The sequence below is a fragment of the Pseudomonas sp. BIGb0278 genome (assembly GCF_024809895.1).
GTDB lineage: Bacteria > Pseudomonadota > Gammaproteobacteria > Pseudomonadales > Pseudomonadaceae > Aquipseudomonas > Aquipseudomonas shirazensis.
The window spans coordinates 1219091-1244321 of sequence record NZ_JANUEL010000001.1; the positions used below are offsets into that span (position 1 = coordinate 1219091).

Sequence of the window (25231 nt, forward strand, 5' to 3'; positions counted from 1 at the left end):
ACCTTGATATATGCACCGGCATCCAATGCCCGCCACCTCCGGAGGCACGCATGGCCCGTCACATCATTCACTTCACCGGCCCGATCACATCTTCGACCTGCGGTAACCTGATCAATACCTGTTCGCGAGCCCTCAACCAAGGCGCGCAAACCCTTCAGTTGAACATCGCCACCATGGGCGGTGACTGCAGTTACGGTTTCACGCTGTACAACTTTCTGCGCTCGTTGCCGGTACTGGTGCATACGCACAACCTCGGCACGGTCGAATCGATGGGCAATATTCTGTTTCTGGCGGGTGAACAGCGCACGGCCTGCCGCATGAGCAAGTTTCTGTTTCACCCATTCCACTGGACGCTGCACGGCTCAGTCGACCACGCACGTATGTCCGAGTACGCCATGAGCCTCGATTACGACTTGCAGTTCTACGCGCAAATAGTTGCGGAGCGCACGGCTGGCGCTGAGCAACCCTTGGATATAGAGCACTATTTGCTGGCCAAACCACGCATCTTGAGTGCTGAGGAGGCAATAGCGGGCGGCCTGATCCACACTATCGATGAGCTGCCGATCAGTATCGACTCGGTTCAATGGAGCGTTCACGCCTGAAATCTTGCAGGGCGGTATTTGGCGCCGCTGGTCAGTCGCAGCGAATGTTGATGGAGCCGATCCCATTTGGGCCGGCTCGTAACTACTAAGCAGCTGCACTTGGAGGCGACAAATATGCGCGCATTGACCTTTCACGGCGCTGGAGATGTCCGGGTTGATACTGTTGCTGACCCTGGCATTCAAGAGAAGGACGACATTCTGCTGCGAGTAACCGCCACTGCCATCTGTGGCTCCGATCTGCACCTGTATCACGGCAGGATACCTGCGCTCGAAGAGGGCGATATTCTCGGCCATGAGTTCATGGGGATTGTTGAAGACGTTGGCAGCGAAGTCACCGCGGTTCAGCGTGGAGATCGTGTTGTCATCCCGTTCGTGATTGCCTGCGGCAGCTGCTTCTTTTGCCAAAATGACCTGTTTGCCGCTTGTGAGACGACCAATACCGGACGCGGGGCGATCCTCAACAAGAAGTTGATCCCCTCCGGTGCAGCCTTGTTTGGCTATAGCCACCTGTATGGCGGCATTCCCGGCGGCCAGGCCGAGTATGTACGGGTGCCGAAAGCCAATGTCGGCCCCTTCAAGGTCCCAGGCACGCTGAGCGATGACAAAGTTCTGTTCCTGTCAGACATTCTGCCCACCGCCTGGCAGGCAGTGACCAATGCGGGAGTTGGCCAGGGTTCTTCCCTGGCTATTTATGGGGCAGGTCCGGTAGGACTGCTGAGTGCTGCGTGCGCACGCATGCTTGGGGTCGAGCAGATTTTCATGGTCGACAAACATGCCTATCGACTTGACTACGCCAAGCGCGCCTACGGCGTGATTCCGATCGATTTTGATCATGACGACGATCCTGCTGACACCATTATTCGCCAGACCGCAGGCATGCGCGGCGTTGACGCGGCCATTGATGCAGTGGGTTTTGAGGCCAAGGGCAGTACTGCTGAATCGGTACTGACTGCGCTGAAGCTTGAAGGCAGCAACGGCAAGGCGCTGCGCCAGTGCATGGCAGCAGTGCGCCGTGGTGGCGTAGTCAGTGTGCCCGGCGTATATGCCGGCTTCATCCATGGCTTCTTGTTCGGTGATGCATTCGACAAAGGCCTGACCTTCAAGATGGGCCAAACCCACGTACAACGTTTCCTGCCTGAACTGCTCGAACATATCGAAGCAGGACGGCTCAATCCCGAAGCAATCATCACCCATCGCCTCAGCCTGGAAGATGCAGTGCGCGGCTATGAGATGTTCGACGAACAGCAAGAACGCTGCCGCAAGGTCGTATTGACCCCAGGTGTTGCCACAGACCCGGTAACCAATGGGCGGCTTGGACCCGCTGCGAGCAGCTGAGAGGAGTAGTAATGACGGAACGCATCATCACATCGGTCACCAGCGAGGATCTTGTTCCGCCGCCGCAGGGGGTAACATTCGAAACCCCCCGCGAGCGGTTGGAGTTCTACCGCCGAGAAATCCAGTTCGAGACCACGATTCTTGCCAACCGCACAGATGCTTATCTGACGGCACAGTCTTTTCTGGTAATTGCCTATGCGTCCTGTATGGCCAACGGCAATCCCAGCTGGGGCAGGCTTTTTACTCTGGTTGTGCCTGCGTTTTTGGCATTGCTGGGCATCATCAGCTCACTCAACGCCTGGCCTGGAATTCGCGCCTCGTACAGCATCATCGACCACTGGCATTTCAAGCAAAGTCACCTGTTGCACAACGAGCCAAGCATGGGCTTTGCATACGATGATTGGCCGTTGTTCAGCGAGTCTGAGTCAACCCATCGTGGTTACCGCAAATCGCTGATGTTTTCGATCCGGACGCCGTGGTTGTTCCTGATTTTCTGGGTCTTGCTGGGTGGATTCGGCCTGCTGCTGCAGCTCGACCCTGCCGGTGCCTGAACGCATGCGGGGTCGCCGCAAACCGTTTATGTGCTTTGTTCGACAAAATTTTGAATCTTCGTGATCCCACCGGTTCCACTAGTTGTCATCCATGGAGAAGAGGAGGCCCCCTGCGATGCCTACCCCAGAGCTTTATATCGTCGATTACAAGCTGCACGGTAAAACGCGCAGCTTCATCATCCGGCTGGATCGGATGGATAACGCCGAGGCTTGGCACTGGGCTAGTTGTGACGCCGGTATTGGCATTATTCCCAAGTTTGGTCGTGAAAAGATTCGCAAGGTCAGCAGGCCCATGGCCGAACGATACGGGATCAGTGAAGTGAGCTGGAGGCCATCGGGTGGCAAACCTGCCTCCAGTGCCGGTGCCAACCAGTCGATGCTGCCTACTGCCTGAACAAGCGGTAGCCAGTAGTTACTGTCGGGCTGTCTGAGCAAAGCCGCTCCTGATTGGGAGCGGCTTTGTTTTGTCTGCTGGAAGTCTACGGCCAGGTCACGCGCCTGATTCAGGATCACTGGCGGGGACGCCAGGGCGCTCGTCCGGGTCGGTCAGGTTAGGGTCAGCATCCGGGTCGTCTGCCTGCCCATCGGGGCGGTCCGGGACCAATTCTGGCCAATCGTCTTCAACACTGCCGCCACCCATTATCAGTTGCTCGCGCATGATCATTCCCTCGGCTGAATAAAAAAGGCCTGCCAGCAGGCAGGCCAAGCACAGGAGTGAGGGGTGACGCCGTTGCACCACCCTCAGTAGTTATGAGCGCTGTGGGCGGGTAGCAGTCGTTTGCAAAGGGCGGTTCCCCGACCAATGGCGGTTACTGCTCCTGACCCTGGCGCAGGCGCATGCTGAGCAGCGCAGCCAGAACCAGCATCGAAGCAATGATCCACAAGCCATTGCGGGTGCTGCCGGTTGCTTGCTCGATCAAGCCCATTACCGATGGGCCGACAAAGCCCCCGAGCAAACCGCAGGTCGTGACAAATGCCAGCCCGGCAGCCAGCGCATTGCCGCTCAAGCGACTGGAGGGGAAGACGAAGATGACCGACTGCACCACGAACAGCATCAATGCCGTCAGCGAGAACCCGATCAGGCCAATGAACGAGTTGGCTACCGAAGCCAGCAGCAGCCCGGCGGCCATGGTCAGCAGGCCGAAGAACAGCAGCGTGCGGCAACGGTTTGGTGAAGTGGCCAGGCGTGGCAGGGTTGCCGCGCCAATTGCAGCAGCGATCCACGGCACTGACGTGAGCAGGCCAATCTGCAAGGGCGATAGTGCGCCGTAAGTGCCGATGATCCCAGGCAGGAAGAAGATCACGGTGTAGATAGTGATCTGATGCACAAAGTACACGGCGATCGCCAGCCAGATCTGCTTGTCGCGAAACATCTGCGACAGCTTGCTCTGCTGCGGTGCAGCGGCACGTTCAGCCGTCAGCCGGCGCTCGATGTCCTGCGCATCAGCGGCCGATAACCACGGCGCCGAACTCGGCCCATCGGGCAGCTTTTTCCAGACGACATACGCCAGCGCTACGGCGGGCAAGCCTTCTAGCACGAACAACCACTGCCAACCATGCCAGCCGAGCACGCCGTCCATTTCCAGCAAGGCACCGCCCAGCGGCCCGCTGAGGATGTTGGCCAGGCACACGCCGAGCAGGAAATAGCCCGTGGCGCGGGCGCGTTGCTCACGGTCGAACCAGTAGGTCAGGTAGAGCATGACGCCGGGGAACAGTCCCGCCTCGGCGACGCCCAGCAGCAGGCGCATGACGTAGAACGAAGTCTCACCCTCGACGAAAGCCATGCCGGCAGACAGCAGGCCCCAGGTGATCATGATGCGTGTAATCCAGAAGCGCGCGCCGACCCGTTGCATGATCAGGTTGCTCGGCACCTCGGCCAAGGCGTAGGTCAGGAAGAACAGACCCGCGCCCAGCCCATACGCAGCAGCCGACAAGCCGAGGTCAACGCCCATGCTGGCCTTGGCCAAGGCGATGTTGGTACGGTCGAGAAAACTCATTACATAGACGATGACCAGCAGTGGCATCAGTTTGCGCAAAAGCAGGCTGTTCAGGCGCTGATCAGCCGCAACAGCAGGCGCGGCAGCCGCTGTCGGTTGTGTGAGGATTGTCATTGTTTTTTCCCCGAAAGCTATAAGTAACAGCGCGCCGCGGTGGTGCGTCGCGCTGCAGTAGGTCAATCAACCACGCTGGATGTCCAGCCAGACTGCGCCGTCGGGATACTGGTAACGCTCCAGGGTCTCGGCGTGCATTTCAATGCTGTAGCCCGGGCGCTGCGGCGGCATGTAGCGGCCGCGGCGGATCACCACGGGGTCGATGAAGTGTTCATGCAGATGGTCGACGTACTCCAGCACCCGGTTGTGCAGCGAGGCGGAAACGGCGATGTAGTCGAACAGCGCGATGTTCTGCACATACTCGCACAGGCCAACACCGCCGCCGTGCGGGCACACCGGCACGTCGTACTTGGCAGCCATCAGCAGCACGATCAGCACCTCGTTGAGGCCGCCCAGGCGTGCTGCATCGAGCTGACAGAAGTCCAGCGCGCCGGCCTGGAACATCTGCTTGAACATCACCCGGTTGTGGCAATGCTCGCCGGTGGCGACACCAATCGGCGCGATGCGCTGGCGGATCGTGGCATGGCCAAGAATGTCATCGGGGCTGGTTGGTTCTTCGATCCACAGCGGGGCAAAGGCTGCCAGCCGGCGCATGTTGCTGACAGACTCCTCGACGCCCCAGACCTGGTTGGCGTCCATCATCAAGGTCCGCTCCCAGCCGATCTCGTCACGCAGGATGCTGGCGCGGCGAATGTCTTCTTCCAGGTCGGCGCCGATCTTCTGCTTGATATGGGTCCAGCCGTCCTCGACCGCTTCACGTGCCAGGCGGCGCATCTTCTCTTCGCTGTAGCCGAGCCAGCCGGGCGCGGTGGTGTAGCCGGGGTAACCTTCGCGGAGCATCTGCGCCTCGCGTTGGGCCTTGCCCGGCACCTGGCGGCGGAGCAGGGCGATGGCTTCTTCCGGGGTGAGCACGTCGGTGACGTAGCTGAAGTCCAGGCACGCGACCAGTTGCTCGGGGCTCATGTCGGCCAGCAGCTTCCACACTGGCTTGCCTTCATGTTTGGCCCACAAGTCCCACACGGCGTTGACGATGGCGGCAGTGGCCAGGTGGATGACGCCTTTTTCCGGCCCCAGCCAGCGCAGTTGGCTGTCACCCACGGTGAAGCGGTGCCAGAAACCACCCATGTCTGCGGTGATCTCTTCCAGGGTCTGGCCGACGATCAGCGGCGCCAACGACTGCACGGCAGCGGCGCAGATCTCGTTGCCGCGGCCAATGGTGAAGGTCAAGCCGTGGCCTTCGAGCTCGCCGGCATCGGTGTGCAGCACGACGTAGGCGGCCGAGTAGTCAGGCGCGCTATTCATGGCATCGGAGCCGTCCAGTGACAGCGAAGTCGGGAAGCGAATGTCGCGAACGCTCAGGTGGGTAATGCGTATGCTCATGGCGGTCTCTTGTTCTGGGTTACCTCTGGAGACCTGACTGTAGGTTGCCGAGCGATACAGGCATAATCGCCAATTCCTAACTATGGATATCAGAATTGATATGCCTCAGACCCCAGCAGACACCTCGCAGGCGCCGCGCAGTCTTGGCCCGCTGAAGATCTCCAGCCGTCAGATAACCCTGCTCAACGCTTTGGGCGAGTTCGGTAACCTGCGCCGCGCTGCTGCGGCCATGCACACCACCCAGCCTGCTGCGAGCCTGCTGCTGCAACAGCTCGAGGAGCGCCTTGAAGTGCGCCTGTTCGAGCGCCTGCCGCGTGGCATGCAGCCAACCCTGTACGGCGAGGTGATGATTCGCTACGCGCAAAGTGCGCTGCACGAGTTCGAGCACGCCCAGGCGCAGATCGCCGAGCTTGCGCGTGGCGCCGCCGGGCTGGTGCGGGTCGGCAGCGTAATGGGGCCGGTGCCGGGCTTGCTGACCAAGGCCGTGCTGGCCTACAAGCGCGACCACCCCAAGGTGCGCATCTCGCTTGAAGTGGGTACCAGCGATACCTTGCTGCCGGCGTTGCTGCGTGGTGACTTCGACCTGGTGGTGGGGCGCTTGCCGGATCAGAGCGACAGCCAGGACCTCAATATCGAGTTGTTCGAGGGCGGTGAGCAGATGCGCGTGATCGCCCGCGCTGGCCACCCGATGGCGGCAGCGAGCACATTGCAGCTGGCTGATCTGGTCGCGTTGACGTGGATCCTGCACCCGATCGGCAGCCCGATGCGGCGGCGGGTCGAAAGTGCGCTGCAGGCCGGGGGGATGGTGCAATCGCTGGACATCGTCGAGACTGCGTCGATTCTGGCGACCACCGCCATGCTGGAGGCGTCCGACATGATCGCCGTGGTGCCCAACGATGTCGCCGCGCATTACGCCCAGTACGGGATGGTCGCGATCCTGCCGGTGGAGCTGCCGATCAGCCTGGCCAACCTGGGCCTGCTGACGCTGCGTTCACGGCCGCGCTCGGTGGCACTGGAAACGTTGCTGCAGTACCTGCGAGCCCCACAATAGCCATGTTTGTCTACCTGCCTGAGGCCGTTTTCTGATGCCGTCCGACATCATCCACTCCAGCTTTTGCAACTGGCTGCGCTTCAAACACCTGGTGCTGATCGACAGCCTGGCCCGTACCCGCAACATGCACGCCACCGCCAACCTGATGAACCTGAGCCAGCCGGCGTTGAGCAAGATGCTGCGCGATCTCGAGGAGCAGTTTGGCTTTGCTCTGTTCGAGCGCCTGCCGCGCAGCATGCCGCCGACCGAGCTTGGCGAATACGTGGTCAAGTACGCCCAAGGCGCATTGGCCGAGTCGCAGCAGTTTGTCGACCAGCTCAACCGCCTGCGCAAGGGCGGCCACGGGTTTATCCGGGTGGGCGGGATTTTTGCCTCGACGCCGCGGGTGCTGCCGCAGGCCATTGCTGCGATCAAAGCACGTAGCCCGTTGCTGTCGATCGAGGTGGTGGAGCATTCCAGTGACCACCTGCTGACGATGCTCGAGCAGAACAAGCTCGACATCATGATCGGCCGTTTCACCGAGGAGCGCTTCAGCCAGGTGTTCGACTTTCAGCCGCTGGAACCTGAACCGTTTGCCTTGGTGGTCAACAGCAGTCACCCGCTCAACCAGCTGGCCAGCACGCCGCTCGAGGCGCTCGCGGACTGGCCGTGGGTACTGTACCCGCTGGGTACGCCGCTGCGCGGGCGGCTGGAGCAGGCCTTCAAGGTGGCCGGCATTGCCACACCCGCCGATAGCGTTGAGACCATTTCAATGCCGATGTTCCTGCAACTGCTGCAGTCGGCACCGATGATCGCCATGCTGCCGCGCTCGATGGTTGCCGCGCAGCTGAGCAGCGGCCTGTTCAAGGAGCTGCAGAGCCCGCTGCATCTATCGCCGCTGGAGTACGGCGTGATCACCCGTAAGGATCAGCCGCCAACCGGCTCTGCGCGAGAATTCATCGATATCCTGCTGGAGTTTGCCCAGCAGCGGCGCATGGAGGAGGGCAGCGGTAGCGATTTCTAAACGATGGGCGATTTGACGTATTGATAACCCCAGGTTATCGGCTGATCGGTTCATCTCATTGGGAATTATCGGTAAGGCTTCATACAGTGGTGGCAGATTCGCCCGGCAGCAAACGGGCGACGCCATAACAAGAAGTCAGCCGTACCCTGAGAGGTCCCATGGAACTGATTGCCCGCTGCGCCGACCCTGCGGTCATCCGCCTCAACCCGCTGGACAACGTCCTGATTGCACGCCAGGCGCTGCCTGAAGGCCTTGAGCTGGATGGCGAAGCGATCACCGTGCGCCAACCCATCCCGTCGGGGCACAAAGTCGCTACCGAGCGTTTGGAGCAGGGCCAGCCACTGCGCCGTTACGGCCAGATCATCGGTTTCGCCTCGCAAACCATCGAACCTGGCGATCACGTCCATGTGCACAACGTGCAGATGGGCGACTTCTCCCGCGACTATGCCTTTGGCGTCGATGCACGCAGCCTGGCTGCTACTGAAGCAGTGTTTCAGGGGATTGTGCGCGGCGACGGCCGCGTCGCCACACGCAACTACATTGGCATCCTTACCTCGGTGAATTGCTCGGCAACCGTCGCCCGGGCAGTGGCTGATCATTTCCGCCGCGATATCCACCCCGAGGCGCTGGCCGACTACCCGAATATCGACGGTGTGGTCGCCCTGACCCACGGTGCCGGTTGCGCAGTGGACCCCAGTGGCGAAGCGCTGGGTCTGTTGCGCCGTACCTTGGCAGGCTATGCGATACACCCCAATTTCGCCGCTGTGCTGATCATTGGTCTGGGCTGTGAAACCAACCAGATCGAGAGTCTGCTGGAAACCCAGGGCCTGAAAGCCAGCGAGCAACTGCGCACCTTCACTATCCAGGGCATCGGCGGCACCTCAAAGACCATCGCCGCCGGCATCGAGCAGGTCAAGACGCTGCTGGCCGACGCCAATCGGGTCAAACGTGAGCCAGTCAGTGCGCGGCACTTGGTCGTTGGCCTGCAATGCGGCGGTTCCGATGGTTACTCCGGGATCACCGCCAACCCGGCACTGGGTAATGCCGTTGACCGCCTGGTCGCGGCCGGCGGCACCGCGATCCTGTCGGAAACACCGGAGATCTATGGCGCCGAGCACCTGCTGACGCGCCGGGCGGTGAGCCGTGAGGTCGGCGAGAAGCTGATCGCACGCATTCATTGGTGGGAAGACTACTGCCAGCGCATGAACGCCGAGCTCAACAACAACCCTTCGGCGGGTAACAAAGCAGGAGGGCTGACCACCATTCTGGAGAAATCCCTCGGCGCGGTGGCCAAGGCCGGCTCGAGCAATCTGGTCGACGTCTATCAATACGCCGAGCCGGTGCGCGCTCAAGGCCTGGTGTTCATGGACACCCCAGGTTATGACCCGGTCTCCGCCACCGGCCAGGTCGCCGGCGGCGCCAACCTGATTGCCTTCACCACCGGCCGGGGCTCGGCCTACGGCTGCGCGCCTGCGCCGTCGATCAAGCTGGCCACCAACAACCGGGTGTTCGAGCACCAGGAAGAGGACATGGACGTCAACTGCGGCGGCATCGCCGACGGCTCCACCAGCATCGAAGAACGCGGTGCCTACATCTTTCAACAGATGCTGCGCATCGCCTCGGGTGAGCGCAGCAAGAGCGAACAGCACGGCTACGGGCAGAACGAGTTCGTGCCCTGGCAGATCGGTGCCGTGACCTGACTGCCAGCCCCCTTCATCTTTCGAGGCGACTTTTTATGCACGTTAACGGATTCAACTTCATCGGCGGCCAGCGCAGCGCACTTGGCGACACCCTGGTCTACAGCATCGACGCCCATACCGGCGAGCAGCTAGCGGGCGGCTTTCATCAAGCGACCTTGACCGAGGTCGACAACGCCGTGGCAGCGGCCAGTGCCGCGTTCCCACCGTTTCGCAATTTGCCGGCAGTACGCCGCGCAGAGTTTCTTGAGGCGATCGCCGACGAGCTCGATGCCCTCGGTGAAGACTTCGTCAACCTGACCTGCCAGGAAACCGCACTGCCCAGCGCGCGAATCCAAGGCGAACGGGGTCGCACCAGCGGCCAGATGCGTCTGTTTGCCAAGGTCCTGCGCCGTGGCGATTTCTATGGCGCTCGTATTGATCAAGCGCTGCCAGCGCGCACGCCGTTGCCACGCCCCGACCTGCGTCAATACCGCATCGGCGTTGGCCCGGTGGCGGTGTTCGGTGCCAGCAACTTCCCGCTGGCGTTCTCCACCGCGGGAGGCGATACCGCTGCGGCATTGGCCGCCGGCTGCCCGGTCGTGTTCAAAGCCCACAGCGGCCATATGGCAACCGCCGAGCGCGTTGCCGAAGCGTTGATCCGCGCTGCCGAGCGCACTGGCATGCCGGCGGGCGTGTTCAACATGATCTTCGGCAGCGGCGTGGGTGAGGCACTGGTCAAACACCCGGGTATCCAGGCGGTGGGCTTTACCGGTTCGCTCAAAGGCGGCCGGGCGTTGTGCGATATGGCGGCAGCGCGACCGCAGCCGATCCCGGTATTTGCCGAGATGTCGAGCATAAACCCGGTGCTGGCACTGCCGAAGGCACTGGCAAATCGCGGTGCCCAGCTAGCCAAGGACCTGACCGCATCGGTGGTACAGGGCTGTGGGCAATTCTGCACCAATCCGGGCTTGGTACTAGGCATTCGCTCGCCGGCCTTCACCGCTTTTATCGAGCAGTTGCGCGGGCACATGGCTGATCAGCCGGCGCAGACCATGCTCAACCCCGGCACCCTGCGCAGCTACGACAAAGGCCTGCAGAGGTTGCTCGCGCACCCTGGTATCGAGCACCTGAGCGGTGCCCGGCAACAGGGCAATCAGGCCCAGCCGCAGCTGTTCGAGGCAGATGTCAGCCTGCTGCTGGAGCAGGACGAGCTGCTGCAGGAAGAGGTGTTTGGTCCGTGCACTGTGGTGGTTCGGGTCGATGATGCCGAGCAACTGCTGCAAGCCGTGAACGCTCTGCGCGGTCAGCTGACAGCAACCTTGCTGGCGGATGAGCAAGACCTGGCTGACCACGGCTCGCTGCTTGGCGCACTGGAAGTGAAAGTGGGCCGAGTGTTGCTCAACGGCTACCCGACCGGCGTCGAAGTCTGCGATGCGATGGTGCATGGCGGCCCGTATCCGGCGACCTCCGATGCCCGTGGCACCTCGGTTGGCACCCTGGCCATCGACCGCTTCCTGCGCCCGGTGTGCTACCAGAACATCCCTGACGCCATGCTGCCGCCGGCCTTGCAGAACGCCAACCCGCTGGGCATTCAGCGCCTTGTGGATGGTCAGCCGAGCACGGCAGCGCTCAACCAAACCGGGAACTGAGCGTATGAGCGAAGCCATCCGCTATGAAGTGAACGCGCTCAGCACCTTTGTCGAGCGCCTGTTTGAAAACGCCGGCGCCGACGCGGAGGTCGCCCAAGTGGTAACCCGAGTGCTGCTCGAAGGCGAGTTGCTCGGCCATCGCACCCATGGCCTGAATCTGGTCAGTCGCTACATTGGCGGCATGTTGAGTGGCCAGGTCAAGGCTCAGGCGGCAGCGCTGGAGCAGATCTCCGACAGCGGTGTTGCCAGCCTGTTCGACGGCAACTATGTACTCGGCCCGTACTGCGTCAGCCGTGCGTTGGACTGTGCGGCCAGCGGGGCCAGCGCGCAGGGCATCGGCATCGCCGTGGTCCGCCGCGCTGCGCATATTGGCTGCCTGGCGGCCTACTTGAAGCCATACACCGACCGTGGCTTGGTCGCGATGGTGTATTCCTCCGATCCGTCGGTAGGGTTGGTCTGTGCCCATGGCGGAGTTGACCCGATCTACACACCGAACCCAATTGCGGCCGGTATCCCCGCCGGCGGCGAACCGATCCTGCTGGATGTGAGCATGTCCACCGTGACCATGGCCATGGTCAGCCAATGCCGGGATAACGGCAGCAAACTGGCGCACCCGGTGCTGATGAGCAACGAAGGCAAGGCGAGTGATGACCCTGCGGACTTCTTCACCCGCCCGCAGGGCAGCATCTTGCCGCTGGGTGGCCAGGCCTTCGGCCACAAGGGCTTCGCTCTGGCGATTCTGGTCGAAGCACTGACCTCGGGCCTGGCCGGCCATGGCCGCAAGGACTGCCCTGATCAATGGGGCGCGTCGGCCACTGCGGTAGTTATTGATCCGCGCTTCTTTGGCGGCCTACAGGCGTTTACTGACGAAACCAGCTTCCTCGGCCAACTGATCCTCGCCAGCCGCCCAGTAGATCCGGAGCGCCCGGTGCGCCTGCCTGGGCAAGCCGGCCTGGCCCTGCGCAGCAAGGCTCTGGCCCAGGGCGTAAGCCTGGCGCCGACTCTGGTCGCAGACCTCAACCAGCTCGCCGCCCAATTGCAAGTGGCCGCGCTTGGTCACTAATAGACAACTACAAAAAAGGTAGAGACATGACAGATCAATCGAACAGCAAGCCTTCGTTGCCGTTGAGCCACAATGCCGCCGTCTGTAACAGTGGCAGCTGGATAGGGCGGGTATGGCTGCCCGAGCAAGGCCCGGCAGTAGTATTGGTGAAGGAGGGCGCAGTGCATGACATCAGCGCCCACGTCGCCACGGTTTCGGCGCTGCTCGAAGTGGCTGACCCGGTGGCTTACCTGCGTTCGCTGCCGTTGGCCGATGCGCTGACCGAGCTGCCGGCGCTGCTTGCCAACAGCGATCCACGCCAACGTGACATCAGCAAACCCTGGCTGCTGGCACCGATCGATCTGCAGGCCGTCAAGGCTGCCGGCGTGACCTTTGCCGCCAGCCTGCTGGAACGCGTGGTCGAGGAGCAAGCCAAGGGCGACCCGGCCAAGGCTGATGCGATCCGCGACACGCTGGCCAGCCGGATCGGTGCCGACCTGTCACAGATCGTCCCAGGTTCAGCCCAGGCCGAGGCGTTGCGCGCCGTGCTGGTGGAGCAGGGCTTGTGGTCGCAGTATCTGGAGGTCGGCATCGGCCCGGATGCCGAAGTCTTCACCAAGGCCCAGCCGCTGTCGGCAGTGGGCCACGGCGCCGACATCGGCATCCATCCCAAATCAAGCTGGAACAACCCGGAACCGGAAGTGGTACTGGCGGTGTCCAGCGACGGCAGCATCAAGGGCGCCATGCTTGGTAACGACGTCAACCTGCGTGACTTCGAAGGGCGCAGTGCCTTGCTGCTGTCCAAAGCCAAGGACAACAACGCTTCGACCTCGCTGGGCCCGCTGCTGCGTCTGTTCGACGAAGGTTTCAGCCTCGATGACGTGCGTAACGCCGAAGTCGACCTGCGGGTTGAAGGGGAGGAGGGCTTCATCCTCTCGGGCCGCAGCTCGATGCAGCAGATCAGCCGCGACCCGCTCGACCTGGTGCAGCAGACCCTCAACGAAAATCACCAGTACCCGGACGGCCTGGTGCTGTTTCTCGGTACCCTGTTCGCCCCCAAGCAAGACCGCGACCAACCGGGCAATGGCTTCACTCACAAGCCTGGCGACGTAGTCACCATCAGCAGCGCGCAGCTGGGCGCCTTGAGCAACCGGGTGACCACCAGCGACCAGGCGCCGCAGTGGAACTTCGGCCTGCGCTCGCTGATTGACAGCCTCAGCCGCCGCGGCCTGCTCGACGCGGCAGTGACCGCGCGGCAACCCTGATCCAACCGTAACCGACCATGGATGAACGCGACAGCAATGACGGATCGCCTAGGCGCTGAACGCGCTGCAACAATAATAATAAAGGCCACGCAATGAACAAACTGAAGAAGTACCAGAGCATCACGGTGGTGTTCCTGCTGTTGATCGGTATCGTCAACTACCTGGACCGCAGTGCGCTGTCGATCGCCAACACCTCGATCCAGAAAGACATGATGATCAGCCCCTCGCAGATGGGCATCCTGCTGTCGGCGTTCTCCATTGCCTATGCCTTCGCCCAGTTACCGATGGGCATGATCATCGACCGCCTGGGCAGCAAGATCGCCCTCGGCGCATCGTTGCTGGCCTGGTCGGTCGCCCAGACCACCTTCGGCCTGGTCAACAGCTTCGCCGGCTTCATGGGCCTGCGCGTGCTGCTGGGGATCGGCGAGGCGCCGATGTTCCCGTCTGCAGCCAAGGCGCTGTCGGAATGGTTCGATGCCAACGAACGCGGCACACCTACCGGCATCGTCTGGTCGTCGACCTGCCTCGGGCCTTGCCTGGCACCTCCACTGTTGACGCTGTTGATGGTCAACTACGGCTGGCGCGGCATGTTCATCATCACTGGGTTGCTGGGCGTAGTGCTGGCGGTGTGCTGGCTGACCTTCTACAAAAGCAAGGCGCAGTACCTGGCCGAGCTGGCGGCCGAAGGCAAACCGCTGCCCACCGAGCACGTGGCACCTGCCGCCGCCCCGCAAGCACCCAAGGTGTCGTACTTTGCCGGCTGGCTCGACCTGTTCAAGCATCGCAGCACCTGGGGCGCAGTGCTGGGTTTCATGGGCGTGATCTACATGCTCTGGCTGCACCTGACCTGGCTACCCGGTTACTTTGAGCGCGAGCATGGCCTGGACTTGTACAAGACTGCCTGGGTGGTGTCGTTGGCCTATGGCTTTGGTGCGGTAGGGACCATCGTCGCCGGCCGCTTCTGTGATCGGCTGGTGAAGCGGGGCATGAGCATTCTCGGCAGCCGCAAGTTCAGCGTGATCACCGGCCTGGTGCTGGCAGCGCTGTTTACCTTGCCGCTGTCGTACGTCACCGGGCTTACCGGGTGTGTGATTCTACTGTGCCTGGCGTTGTTCAGCATCAACATGGCCAGTGCCACGGCGTGGATGATCGTCAACACCATCGTCGACAGCCCGCGGGTGGCCTCGTTTGGTTCGATCCAGAACTTTGGTGGGTATATTGCCGGGTCGGTCGCGCCGATCGTTACGGGCTTTAGCATTCAGTACTCGGGGTCGTTCAATACGGCGTTCATGATCAGCGCGGTGGTGGCGTTGTGTTCGGCGGTGGCGTACTTCCTGCTGCTGAAGGCGCCGATTGGTGGGGCGGTGGTCAAGGACGAGGTGTTGCGGGAGGTGACGCAGTGAAAGGCGTGCAGGCCTGGTGAAAGCAACGGACTATTTGGCGCTCATCTGCGAAGGACTTGCCGACAAGGAGTTAGCAGTTACCTTGGTGTCAGAGGTTGAAAACTGTACCTCGAATGCTGAGCGCCTAATGGCGGGATGTGCCGGCCATGGCTGTGTCAAATCGTTCGGAGCGTTCCGACTGATGTATCAGATCAAAAATGCAAGCCATACCGTGCCAAGAATGATGAACTGAGCCGGAATGAGGTGGCGAGCGAACAAAGAACCGCCGCTGCTCCAAGCCAGTACGCATTTGGTTATGGTATTCCCTGTGAGCGCCATCATTGCCGGTAGCGTCAGGTCGGCACTGTTCAGCTGGCCTGCAGCAACGAGCGAAGCGATCGAAGCAGTTGCGGCATGCGCATCGCCCAAGCCACTGATAAAGGCAGCAATGCTGAGCCCCTTGTGACCAAGGTGCTCGAGCAGAAACGCCGAGAACAATGCAATGCAGGTAATCGCTAGCGTGATGAGCAGTGCTGTGAGCAGGCTGAAAGCACCGCTGCCGGGCTTGGTCGTGGGGCAGACTGGCACAGGGCGCCAAGGCGCCAGCAACAGCACGCCGTAAATGAGCGTGACCAGCATACCGAGACCTATAGATGGCCAGAAAGGGCGCAGCAAGCGCACGTCGACAACGCCAATCACCAAACCAAACTGGACAAGAGTGGCGAGGTTGGACAGCACCGCTGCAGCGGCGAACGCGCGCATGAACGTGTCCTGCCTTCGTGCTTGATGGCCAAGCACGGCAATGGTCGCTGAGCCAGAGGCAAACCCGGATGCGATCGCACTCAGGGCCAGGCCATAGCGTGGCCCCAGCAGGCGCATGCCGATATGCCCTAGCGCACCGACGGCCATCAGTAACACGACCAGCGTGCAGATCACCCGCGGGTTCAGTACCCCGTAGGGGCCAATGAAGCGGTCCGGCGTCAACGGCAGCACAACCAGCGCTACTGTAAGGAGCAACAAGCCATCGCGCAGTTCGCCCTCGCTTAGTTGCTGCAGCACGAAACGATGAAGCTCACGCCTCAGGGCCAGCAGTATGGTGAGTACGATACCGATGGCGGTTGCCAGCTCGGGGTGTTCGACTGTCAGGCCTCCCAACACCAACACCAGCAGCAAGGCGATTGCGCTGGTAATGTCCGAATCTTCGTCGGGTTTTGTGCGGTGGTAAATGGCCAACAGCAGCGCTATGCCCACCAATGCAACGCCGACCAGAACCGGGCCAGCCAATACATGGCAGACATACCCCATCAGGGCGGTGATTGCGAAGGTTCTCAAACCCGCTGCGGCGGGGGCCTCACTGTTGACCTTCTTGCGCTCCCGTTCAAGGCCAACCAGCATGCCGATGCCCAATGCCACGGCCCCGTGAGCCAAGTTCACCAGGTCGAGCATCAGGCCTTTACCGGGGCGATGGCAAAGCTGGCCGGGGAGCCCAGTTCGAGCGCGATCAGCGCTGGCATGTCGAGGATCTCCACCTGCCGGCCGTGCAGGTTAACGATACCCAGACCGCGTAAGTGAGCGACTGAGCGGCATATGGTTTCCAGGCGCAGCCCGAGGTAGGAGCCGATGTCTTCGCGAGACATGCGCAACATGAAACCGTGGGGTGAATAGCCGCGGCTGACGAAGCGGCGGGAAAGGCTCAGCAGGAAACTGGCAAGCCGCTGCTCGGCAGAGAGGTTGCAGAGCATCAGCACGCGCTCATGCTCGCGGATAATCTCCCTGCTCATCAGGCGGTTCAAGCTCTGTTGCAGCATGGGGAAATTACGCGCCAGGGCTTGCAGGCGATGATAGGGCAACGGGCACACTTCGCTGTCTTCCAGGGCGATGGCATCACAGACATGAAGCTCGGTCGCTACGGCATCGAGCCCCAGTACGTCCCCTGTCATCCAGAAGTTGATGATCACACCCTGGCCTTCGGCGTTGTTCAGGTTCGTCTTGAAGCTGCCTGAGTGCACCGCATACAGGCTACTCAAGGGCACATTTGCGCTGAACAGCGCAGCCCCCTTGCTGACCCGGATACGAGGGCCGATCAGTGTGCCGAAATAACTGTTGCAGTGCATGGGCAAACCCGCGGGCAAACACAAGCCGTTGACCCGGCACTCACTGCACCGGCATGTCAGTGGTTTGAAATGAATGGGCGGTGGTTTGCACTTTGGCGCAGGCTGCCCGAGCAGCTGAAAGTCGGTCAGGCCCGACATTTCATGCCTCCTTCGCAGGTCTGAGAGCGACGGTGGCGATCTTGTTCAGTGAATGAGGCGCGTTGAGGCGGGCGGTCAGCACGCCTACGAACTGCTCGGCTTCTATGGATGTGCTGAAACTCACCCGCCACTCGTCCATGTGTACCCAACAGCGATTGCCGTTGGCGCTTTTCTCGACGTAGACGTTCATTGGAACCTCCAGTGCATGCATGAGCAAGGGACTGCCTATCGATAGGGGGCAATGGCGTCCTTTCCGACGGCGTGGCGAGGTTCAGGGCGTGATCGCCACCTTCATTACGCCGTCGCGCTGGTTGGCGAACAATTCGTAGGCGGCTTCGATATCATCGAGCCGGAAACGGTGGGTGACCAAGGGGGAAACGTCTACGCGGCCACTGGCAACCACCGCCATCAACCGGCGCATCCGCTCTTTGCCGCCGGGACACAGTGTGGTCACGATGCGGTAATCGCCAAGGCCGGCAGCGTATGCATCCAAAGGGATGCGCAGGTCGGCGCTGTACACGCCCAGGCTGGACAGTGTGCCGCCGGGGCGCAGCACCCGCAGTGCCCATTCGAAGGTGGCCTGGGTGCCCAGCGCTTCGATGGCTACATCTACGCCACGGCCATCGGTCAGCGCCATGATCTGCGCCACCACGTTGCCTTGCTTGAAGTCGACCACGTGTGAAGCACCCATTTCGCGTGCCACGCTGATGCGCGCCGCCACGGTATCCACGCCGATGATGGTGGTGGCGCCCAGCATTTTGGCGCCGGCGACGGCGCACAGGCCGATCGGGCCCAGGGCGAACACGGCGACGGTATCGCCGATTGTCACGCCCCCGCGTTCTGCACCAGAAAAACCGGTGGACATGATATCGGGGCACATCAGCACGTGTTCGTCGCAGAGACTGTCGGGAATGGGCGAAAGGTTGGCCATTGCGTCCGGCACTCGAACGTATTCAGCCTGGCAACCGTCGATGACATTGCCGAACTTCCAGCCACCCATGGCCTTGAAACCATGCGCCGTACCGGCGCCGTCTTGGGCGCCACAACCACACAGACAGGCATTGCTGTGGCCGCTTGGGGTGATGGCGCCAGCGATGACGCGTTGCCCTTCGTAGAAGCCGCGAACCTCTGAGCCCAGTTTTTCGATGACACCCACTGGCTCGTGGCCGACGGTCAGCCCTTTGGCCACTGGATACTCGCCACGCAGGATATGCACATCGGTGCCACAGATCGTCGTTGTGCTGATGCGCATCAGCGCATCTAGCGGGCCGATCTCAGGGATGGGCTTGTCTTCCAGCACGATGCGGTTCTTTTCGACATAAATGGCCGCTTTCATGAGTGCCATGGCATGCCTCCGGGGCATCGCTGATTTTTGTTGGCAACTACAGCGTGCGCTAAAAAAGCCGGTAAGTCTTGATCCGAGTCAATTTTGCGTCGAGCGGTGGCAGGGGTTGGTGAGTGGCGCCTGACTTTTGATAAACATCAAACCGCACAGGTGCTGCTGGCAGATCATCGAGGTACTTATCGAGCCCGTAGAGGTGTGCCATGACCAATCCGCAAAGACTTCTTCTGATCGCATCGCCCTTGATGCGCCGCACGCCGGTCTATGACCGTGCTGCGGCGCTGGCCAAAGCCAAGGGCATGCCATTGCACATCGTCGCCTTTGACTACCTTGAGGGCCTGGTCACTGCCGGCCTGGTCAACGACCAGGCGTTGGCGGTCATGCGGGAGGGCTATGTGCAGCAACACCGTGAATGGCTGGAAACCCAGGCATTGTCGATGCGCCGCAGCGGCGTGACGGTGACCACCGAGGTGGTGTGGGTGCAGCATCCGCTGGACGAGATCCAGGCGCATCTGCGTGAGCAGCCGTTCGCCATGCTGATCAAGGGGCTCGAGCATGAACCGTGGTGGATGCGCGCCATGTTCACCTCGCTCGACGTCCAGTTGTTACGCGACACTCGTATCCCGTTGCACCTGGTTCACAACGCCAGCAATGCCTTGCCGCGCCGGATACTTGCAGCAGTTGATCTGTCGCGCCCAGAGGATCAATTCGAAGGGTTCAACGACCAGATCATCAGCGAAGCGCTCAAGCTGGCCTTGCAATGCAACGCCCAGATCGAACTGCTGTACGCCTACGATATGGGTTCCATGTACCTGGACGCCGACGACGCCCGGGCACATTCGTTCCTGTTCGATTCGAACCTGTCACGAACACTTCACGAGGCCCAGGCCGATGCCTTCCAGGCATTGGCCGAACGCAACGGGATCCCCGCCGAGCACCGCCACCTGCGGGTGGGGGACCCGACCAAGGTGCTGACGCTGTTCATGGACAACAATGACATCGATGTGCTGGTGATGGGGAGCTACCACCATCATGGAATCGGCTGGTTTATCGGCAGTACGGCCGAGCGGATTCTGCATCGGCTCAGCTGCAGTGTTCTGGTGATCTCGCCCGAGCATTCGCAAGGTTGAAGTGCAAGGCCCGCAAGGGCCTTTTTTTTCAGGCGTGGAGGTCAAGCTCATGGAGAATTTCGCTGACATCCCCGCCCAGGTAGCGTACCGAGAGGCGTCGGTACGGTTCTGACATTGATCAAGTTGGTGCGCAGGTGATGACTTTCTGATCCGCATCAAGCGCTGATGGGTAGGGCGCTCGAAGATCGATGCTACTTGCCATCGCCGCGTGCGGCCGGAGGTTTCCCATGGGTCGGTATCGACAACTGCTGGTGCTGCTCACAGACATGGACCCGCACTCGGCAGTGCACGTGATCCGGGAGCAGGTGGCGGCCCTAGATATCGACGTGGTGGTCCTGGGGGTAGCGCAGCCCAAGGGTTTGAGCAAGCTTCTGGGCGACACCACAGAACGTATGCTGAGCGATCCACCGTGCAGCGTACTGTCCGTTCATCCCTGCATGATCGACACCTGGGAGCCAACGCCATGCAACTGACCTTTTTCGGCGGTACGGGCACGGTGACGGGCAGCAAGTTCCTGCTGACGCGTGATTCGACACGGGTGCTGATCGACTGCGGGCTTTTCCAGGGCTACAAGCAACTGCGCTTGCGTAACTGGGAGCCACTGCCGGCAGTACTGCGGGCGGTGGATGCGGTGGTGCTCACGCATGCGCACCTGGACCACAGCGGGTACCTGCCGGTGCTGGCGCGCGAGGGCTTCAGCGGCCCCGTATATGCCACCCCGGCGACCTGTGCCTTGGCTGAAATTCTGTTGCTCGACAGCGCCCGATTGCAGGAGGAACAAGCCGAGCATGCGAACCGTCATGGCTATTCCAGGCATTCGCCGGCTCGCCCTTTGTACACCGAACTGGATGCCAAACGGGCACTGCGCCTGTTCAGGCCTGTCGCGCTGCACCACCGCACCCAGGTCGCGCCCGGTATCGAACTGTTGCTGCGCAGTGCCGGGCACATTCTCGGCGCGGCGACCGTACAACTGACGGTGGATGGCCAGACGCTGGTGTCATCAGGCGATCTGGGGCGGCCGCACGACCCCGTGATGCGTGCGCCCGAGCTGATCGGTGCGGCCGATGCGCTGCTGGTGGAATCGACCTATGGTGACCGATCGCACCCTGCTCAGGCTCCGGAGCGTTACCTCGCGGATGTGATCAACCAGACCCTGCTGCGCCATGGCATCACGCTGGTACCGTCATTTGCCATTGGCCGTGCGCAACTGTTGATGTACTACCTGTACACGCTCAAGCGCGACGGACTGATACCCGACATACCTGTGTATCTCAACAGCCCGATGGCGATGGATGCCACGGCCCTGTACCAGCAGTTCAAAGGTGAGCACCGCTTGACGGCGCTTGAATGTGCGCAGATGTGCAAAGGCACGCACATCATCCGCACGGTCGATGAATCCAGGCGCCTGGATCAGTTGCACGAACCTGCAGTCATCATCGCCGCCAGCGGTATGGCGACGGGGGGGCGGGTGTTGCACCACCTCAAGGCGCTGGCGCCCAATCCGCACAACAGCATCCTGTTCTCTGGCTTTCAGGCGGGCGGTACCCGGGGTGCCGATATTGTGGCCGGGGCGCGCAGCGTGCGCCTGCATGGCGAAGACGTGCCGATTCGGGCGCAGGTGTTTGCCATGGACAACCTCTCGGCGCATGCGGATGCGGACGAAATCATGGAGTGGTTACGCGGTTTCACCCGGCCACCGCGGCAAACCTACGTCATTCATGGCGAACCGCATGCTGCGGACACCTTGCGCCGACGGATAAGCCTTGAGCTCGGCTGGCCGGTGTGCGTGCCCGATTACCTGGAAACGGTTGCCATAGGCCCTGTGCGCTAGCACGGCACTGGAGGTTTTCATGAACATGCAAGCGAGGGCAAGGCTCAGGGGCTGGGCAAAAAGGCCCGGGGGAGGGGTGACCGCAGCCGATCGGCGGCAGTGCCAGAGGCACCTCGACCTGGTGCCGGAGGCCACCGCCGCGGTATTGCCTCAGGCCAGCGAAAGCCGGTGAATCAGCTGGCTTGGGTCATCCGGGTCTCTGACGCTGGTAAACCCTGCTGCCTGAGCCAGGTCGCGCATCGCTGCATTGGCCGCAGCGTCCATGGAATACATGTGCCGCAGGCCCTGGGCACGTGCGTGGTCGATCAGGTGCTGGAGCAGCAATGTGCCTAAACCGTGACGCTGCCAGCTATCGAGGACGGTGACGGCGCACTCGCATTCTTCACTACCCGATTGGGTCGCGTAACGGGAAATACCGACCTCCTGCAGTTCACCGTCGACATGGGCGAGGGCCAAATAGGCCATGTGCTGGTCGTGGTCAATGACCATCAGTTGATCCAGCATGGCTTCACCAGGCTCCTTGAGCTGGCACAGGAAGCGGAAGTGGCGCGACTGTGGCGACAGGCGTTCGATAAAGCTCTTCTCGCGCTGGCGGTCTTTGGGCTGCAAAGGCCTGATCAGCACATGGGTGCCGTTGTCGAGCGCTTCGATCCAGTGTTCGCCGGCGGTGGCAGGAAATGACGCTGCGGCGTGAGTGCGGGGTGTTTCGGCGGATTCCATGGCAAGCCTCCTTACTTTATGGGGTGTACAAAGGAGGTTTAGTTTCAACGCGTCATCTTGTGCGCGCTTGACAGTTGTCAATTACCGGGCTGGTAGGGTCACGCTTCGCTACTTGGTCTTCCAGTACTTCTGCATTTCCAGAAACAGAAAGGAGGCCGTCCAGGTGATCATCACCAGACCCGTCAGCGCCTGCAGGCCTGTCAGGTATTTGAGGTCGCCACTTGGCACGATATCGCCAAAGCCGATGGTGGTGTAAGTGGTGAATGAGAAGTACACGCAGTCCATGAACGTGCCGTCGAAGTTGCCGCTCAGCGTGCCCCAGCCTTTGGCATTGGCCATCAGGTAATAGGCCAGGGCAAAGCACCAGACTTCCAGTGCGTGGGCCGCCAACGCGCCGAACACCCCGATGACGATGCGAAACCGGCTCCAGAGCTTGAGCCGCGGTAGCCAGTCGTTCAGGCGTAGCAGGCATTCGTAATGAATCACCACCACCAACATCACGACCAGCGCGTTGATCAGCGTGACAGTAAACATTGACGGTTCCCCTGTGGCCCTGGCATCAGTCTGGCCGGTAATGGCCATCGTGTCGGTTCTACGCTTGAACAGCACTGGGTGATTGATAAAGGTCAGTCAGCGGCCGCCGTTATCGCGTTGGCTTCGGCCTCCACCGGTCAGTACCCGGACTGCGACCAAGGTCGAATCCGTGACTTCAGATTCCCTTCAGATTGAGCACTGATACTCACCCCATCAAGCCCAAACCGGGGGAGTTTCATGACTCAGTCTCAGTGGAGCAGCCTGCTCCCATTGCCTATCGGCAGCCACGTCGATCATCACGCCCACTTGTCGCTTCATTTGCACAAGGACCCTGGCCGCGATGAGCTTGAGCACTTCATTCATCAGTGTTTTGCCAACGTGCATCATGCTGATGTGCACCATTACCTGCCAGAACTCCTGGCGCTGCACGACAGCCATGGCCGGCTGATTGCTGCCGCAGGCTTGCGCCTTGCCGACAGCGGGCCTCTGTTTCTCGAACACTATCTGGATGAGCCGCTGGAAGCTGCAGTTTCACGCGTGGCGGGCTCCCCCCTTGGCCGTGAGTGCATGGTCGAAGTGGGCAACCTGGCCTCGCTCAGTGCCGGTAGCGCGCGAATCATGATCATAGCGGTGACCTGGTTTCTGGCCACACGCGGCCTGAAGTGGGTGGCGTTCACCGGCGCGACGACACTGATCAACAGTTTCCAGCGCCTGGGGTTGGTACCGTCGGTACTGGCGTCGGCTGACCCGGCTCGGCTGAATGGGCAGTTGGACCAATGGGGTACCTACTACGCTCAGCATCCGCAAGTCTTTGCCGGCAGCATCGGTCATGGCTTCGATGCCTTGAGCAAGGCCGGGGTGTTCCAGCGCCTGGGGTTGCCTACGGCCTTTCGGGAGACTGGCCATGCCGCATGAACTGGAGCGTTTGCATCAACTGCTGGTGACGTTTGCGCGCGATCACGCTGACGCAATTGCCGTGCAAGGGGCGACCGAGTGCTTCACCTTCAGGCAATTGCTGGCCGAAGTGGGGTTGCGCACCCATAGCTTGCGCGGGCGCTCGCCCGGCCCGCTGGTACTGGCCCTGGATAATGGCCCGCAGCTGCTGTTCTGGGACCTGGCGGCGCTGTTTGCCGAGCGTCCTTGTGTAATCGTGCCGTCGTTCTTCAGTGTTGCTCAATTCAGCCATTGCATCGAGCAGAGTGGTGCCTGCCATGTGCTGTGCGACCCGCAATGGCACGGTACGCTCGCCGAGCTGGGGTTCGCTCAGCAGGACGTGTTCTGGGTTCGCGAGGCACAGCCCGCTGCCGCGCTGCCTGCCGGTACCGCCAAGATCACCTACACCTCCGGCAGCACGGGCAAGCCCAAAGGCGTGTGCCTGTCTGTAGAGGCTCTGTTGCGAGTCGCCCGGGAGTTGGAGGTGGCCAGCCGACCCAGTGAACCTCAGCGTTACCTGGCGGTGCTGCCGCTGGGTGTGCTGCTGGAAAACCTGGGTGTCTACGCCGCCTTGATGGCCGGAGCGAGTGTGCTGCTATACCCCCAGGCGCAACTGGGCATGGGCGGTGCCAGCCAGGTCGATTTCAAGCGTTTGCTGGGGGCCATCGCCCTGAGCGGCGCGCAGAGCCTGATTCTGGTGCCGCAGCTGTTGATGGGGCTGATCACCGCCATCGAGCGCGGGCTGATGCGGGTGGGGGCGCTACGATTCGTTGCGGTCGGCGGTGCCCGGGTGGCGCCCAGCTTGCTGGCCCGCGCCGAAGTGATTGGTCTACCGGTGTTCGAGGGCTATGGCTTGTCCGAGTGCGCTTCGGTGGTGGCGTTGAACCGCCCGGGCGCAACCCGCCGAGGCAGTGTCGGCAAACCGCTGCCCCATGTGCAGGTGCGTATCGCCGAGGACGGGGAGGTACTGGTGGCGGGCTCGGTGCTGCTCGGCTATCTGGAGGAACCACCCGTCTGCGATAGCTGGTGGGCCACCGGCGACCTTGGCCATTTCGACGAGGAGGGCTACCTGTACCTCGATGGCCGCAAGAAACACCAGTTCATCACTAGCTTCGGGCGCAACGTCAACCCGGAGTGGGTGGAGGCCGAACTGACCCAGAGCGGCGTGATTGCCCAGGCGTTCGTGCATGGCGAGGCCCTGCCAAAGAACCTGGCATTGCTCTGGCCGCTGGACCCCGCTACCCCTGACACACTCATCGACCAGGCCGTGCAGCAGTGCAATGCCTTGCTGCCGGACTACGCCAGGGTCCATGCCTGGCGTCGCCTGCCGTGCCCCTTGTCCAGTACCGACGACACACTGACCGCCAATGGCCGCCCGCGCCGCGAGGCCATCCTGCGGCGTTACCACTCCCTGTTATCCGACATCCCGTTGTGAGGTC

At 61.7% G+C, this 25231-nt stretch carries 24 protein-coding genes and 1 pseudogene; 16 read left to right on the forward strand and 9 right to left on the reverse strand.

Annotated elements, in window-relative coordinates; translation table 11 throughout:
• The first annotated feature begins 50 nt into the window (after positions 1 to 50).
• The 4 genes from M2396_RS05535 (at position 51) to M2396_RS05550 (ending at position 2882) form a co-directional block, all read left to right on the forward strand.
• On the forward strand, positions 51 to 602 hold the full coding sequence (locus tag M2396_RS05535) for an ATP-dependent Clp protease proteolytic subunit (protein WP_101319416.1): 552 nt from the start codon (positions 51 to 53) through the stop codon (positions 600 to 602).
• A gap of 114 nt (positions 603 to 716) precedes the next feature.
• Positions 717 to 1937 carry a zinc-dependent alcohol dehydrogenase gene (locus M2396_RS05540; protein WP_101319414.1) on the forward strand — a complete coding sequence of 407 codons (1221 nt, stop codon included), beginning with the start codon at positions 717 to 719 and terminating at the stop codon, positions 1935 to 1937.
• 11 nt (positions 1938 to 1948) lie between these two features.
• Complete coding sequence (locus M2396_RS05545) at positions 1949 to 2488, forward strand: hypothetical protein (protein ID WP_259073631.1); 540 nt, start codon at positions 1949 to 1951, stop codon at positions 2486 to 2488.
• A 115-nt stretch (positions 2489 to 2603) separates the two neighbouring features.
• A complete protein-coding gene (locus tag M2396_RS05550) occupies positions 2604 to 2882 on the forward strand; it encodes a DUF6555 family protein (protein ID WP_101319410.1) in 279 nt (92 codons plus the stop codon).
• Positions 2883 to 2978: 96 nt separating this feature from the next.
• Here the strand turns inward: M2396_RS05550 and M2396_RS05555 are convergent, their stop codons facing one another.
• From M2396_RS05555 to M2396_RS05565, 3 genes are all read right to left on the reverse strand, one after another.
• On the reverse strand, positions 2979 to 3146 hold the full coding sequence (locus tag M2396_RS05555; protein WP_259073633.1) for a hypothetical protein: 168 nt from the start codon (positions 3144 to 3146) through the stop codon (positions 2979 to 2981).
• A gap of 151 nt (positions 3147 to 3297) precedes the next feature.
• Positions 3298 to 4599, reverse strand: a complete 1302-nt coding sequence (locus tag M2396_RS05560; protein WP_150571629.1) for an MFS transporter — start codon at positions 4597 to 4599, stop codon at positions 3298 to 3300.
• Positions 4600 to 4665: 66 nt separating this feature from the next.
• Complete coding sequence (locus tag M2396_RS05565; RefSeq protein ID WP_150569265.1) at positions 4666 to 5979, reverse strand: L-fuconate dehydratase; 1314 nt, start codon at positions 5977 to 5979, stop codon at positions 4666 to 4668.
• Between the two features lie 100 nt (positions 5980 to 6079).
• Here M2396_RS05565 and M2396_RS05570 point away from each other — a divergent pair, with 100 nt between their 5' ends.
• The 7 genes from M2396_RS05570 (at position 6080) to M2396_RS05600 (ending at position 15071) form a co-directional block, all read left to right on the forward strand.
• Positions 6080 to 7030: a LysR family transcriptional regulator gene (locus M2396_RS05570; protein WP_103437304.1), complete on the forward strand. Its 951-nt coding sequence runs from the start codon at positions 6080 to 6082 to the stop codon at positions 7028 to 7030.
• Positions 7031 to 7064: 34 nt separating this feature from the next.
• Positions 7065 to 8033: a LysR family transcriptional regulator gene (locus tag M2396_RS05575; RefSeq protein WP_186698111.1), complete on the forward strand. Its 969-nt coding sequence runs from the start codon at positions 7065 to 7067 to the stop codon at positions 8031 to 8033.
• Between the two features lie 158 nt (positions 8034 to 8191).
• Positions 8192 to 9733, forward strand: coding sequence for a UxaA family hydrolase (locus tag M2396_RS05580; protein ID WP_259073636.1), 1542 nt, complete (start codon positions 8192 to 8194; stop codon positions 9731 to 9733).
• Positions 9734 to 9768: 35 nt separating this feature from the next.
• Positions 9769 to 11361, forward strand: coding sequence for an aldehyde dehydrogenase (NADP(+)) (locus M2396_RS05585; RefSeq protein ID WP_259073637.1), 1593 nt, complete (start codon positions 9769 to 9771; stop codon positions 11359 to 11361).
• Positions 11362 to 11365: 4 nt separating this feature from the next.
• Positions 11366 to 12424, forward strand: a complete 1059-nt coding sequence (locus M2396_RS05590) for an Ldh family oxidoreductase (protein ID WP_259073638.1) — start codon at positions 11366 to 11368, stop codon at positions 12422 to 12424.
• A gap of 26 nt (positions 12425 to 12450) precedes the next feature.
• The gene (locus M2396_RS05595; RefSeq protein ID WP_150569269.1) at positions 12451 to 13668 is read left to right on the forward strand and encodes a fumarylacetoacetate hydrolase family protein; all 1218 of its coding nucleotides are present in this window, start codon (positions 12451 to 12453) and stop codon (positions 13666 to 13668) included.
• A 92-nt stretch (positions 13669 to 13760) separates the two neighbouring features.
• The gene (locus tag M2396_RS05600) at positions 13761 to 15071 is read left to right on the forward strand and encodes an MFS transporter (protein WP_101319391.1); all 1311 of its coding nucleotides are present in this window, start codon (positions 13761 to 13763) and stop codon (positions 15069 to 15071) included.
• Positions 15072 to 15257: 186 nt separating this feature from the next.
• On the opposite strand, the gene M2396_RS05605 is transcribed toward M2396_RS05600, so the two are convergent.
• The 4 genes from M2396_RS05605 to M2396_RS05620 all read right to left on the reverse strand — a co-directional run bounded on the left by M2396_RS05605 (position 15258) and on the right by M2396_RS05620 (position 18647).
• Complete coding sequence (locus M2396_RS05605; protein ID WP_259073641.1) at positions 15258 to 16496, reverse strand: MgtC/SapB family protein; 1239 nt, start codon at positions 16494 to 16496, stop codon at positions 15258 to 15260.
• Positions 16496 to 17302: a helix-turn-helix domain-containing protein gene (locus tag M2396_RS05610; protein ID WP_101319387.1), complete on the reverse strand. Its 807-nt coding sequence runs from the start codon at positions 17300 to 17302 to the stop codon at positions 16496 to 16498. The genes M2396_RS05605 and M2396_RS05610 overlap by 1 nt, the downstream gene beginning before the upstream one ends.
• A 1-nt stretch (position 17303) precedes the next feature.
• Positions 17304 to 17492, reverse strand: coding sequence for a hypothetical protein (locus M2396_RS05615; RefSeq protein ID WP_101319385.1), 189 nt, complete (start codon positions 17490 to 17492; stop codon positions 17304 to 17306).
• 81 nt (positions 17493 to 17573) lie between these two features.
• A complete protein-coding gene (locus M2396_RS05620) occupies positions 17574 to 18647 on the reverse strand; it encodes an NAD(P)-dependent alcohol dehydrogenase (protein WP_259073644.1) in 1074 nt (357 codons plus the stop codon).
• A gap of 200 nt (positions 18648 to 18847) precedes the next feature.
• Between M2396_RS05620 and M2396_RS05625 the strand changes: the two genes are divergently transcribed.
• The 3 genes and pseudogenes from M2396_RS05625 (at position 18848) to M2396_RS05635 (ending at position 21605) form a co-directional block, all read left to right on the forward strand.
• The gene (locus M2396_RS05625; RefSeq protein ID WP_101319381.1) at positions 18848 to 19774 is read left to right on the forward strand and encodes a universal stress protein; all 927 of its coding nucleotides are present in this window, start codon (positions 18848 to 18850) and stop codon (positions 19772 to 19774) included.
• 284 nt (positions 19775 to 20058) lie between these two features.
• Positions 20059 to 20247 (forward strand): annotated as a pseudogene (locus M2396_RS05630) (universal stress protein); the annotation flags it as partial.
• Positions 20238 to 21605: an MBL fold metallo-hydrolase RNA specificity domain-containing protein gene (locus M2396_RS05635; RefSeq protein WP_259073648.1), complete on the forward strand. Its 1368-nt coding sequence runs from the start codon at positions 20238 to 20240 to the stop codon at positions 21603 to 21605. The pseudogene M2396_RS05630 and the gene M2396_RS05635, both read left to right, overlap by 10 nt.
• A gap of 150 nt (positions 21606 to 21755) precedes the next feature.
• On the opposite strand, the gene M2396_RS05640 is transcribed toward M2396_RS05635, so the two are convergent.
• Complete coding sequence (locus tag M2396_RS05640; RefSeq protein ID WP_259073650.1) at positions 21756 to 22325, reverse strand: GNAT family N-acetyltransferase; 570 nt, start codon at positions 22323 to 22325, stop codon at positions 21756 to 21758.
• A gap of 108 nt (positions 22326 to 22433) precedes the next feature.
• A complete protein-coding gene (locus M2396_RS05645; RefSeq protein WP_101319375.1) occupies positions 22434 to 22859 on the reverse strand; it encodes a potassium channel family protein in 426 nt (141 codons plus the stop codon).
• A 237-nt stretch (positions 22860 to 23096) separates the two neighbouring features.
• On the opposite strand from M2396_RS05645, the gene M2396_RS05650 reads away from it, so the two are divergent.
• Positions 23097 to 23774 carry a thermostable hemolysin gene (locus tag M2396_RS05650; protein ID WP_188035913.1) on the forward strand — a complete coding sequence of 226 codons (678 nt, stop codon included), beginning with the start codon at positions 23097 to 23099 and terminating at the stop codon, positions 23772 to 23774.
• On the forward strand, positions 23764 to 25227 hold the full coding sequence (locus tag M2396_RS05655) for an AMP-binding protein (RefSeq protein WP_259073654.1): 1464 nt from the start codon (positions 23764 to 23766) through the stop codon (positions 25225 to 25227). Before M2396_RS05650 ends, M2396_RS05655 begins: the two co-directional genes overlap by 11 nt.
• Positions 25228 to 25231: the final 4 nt, after the last annotated feature.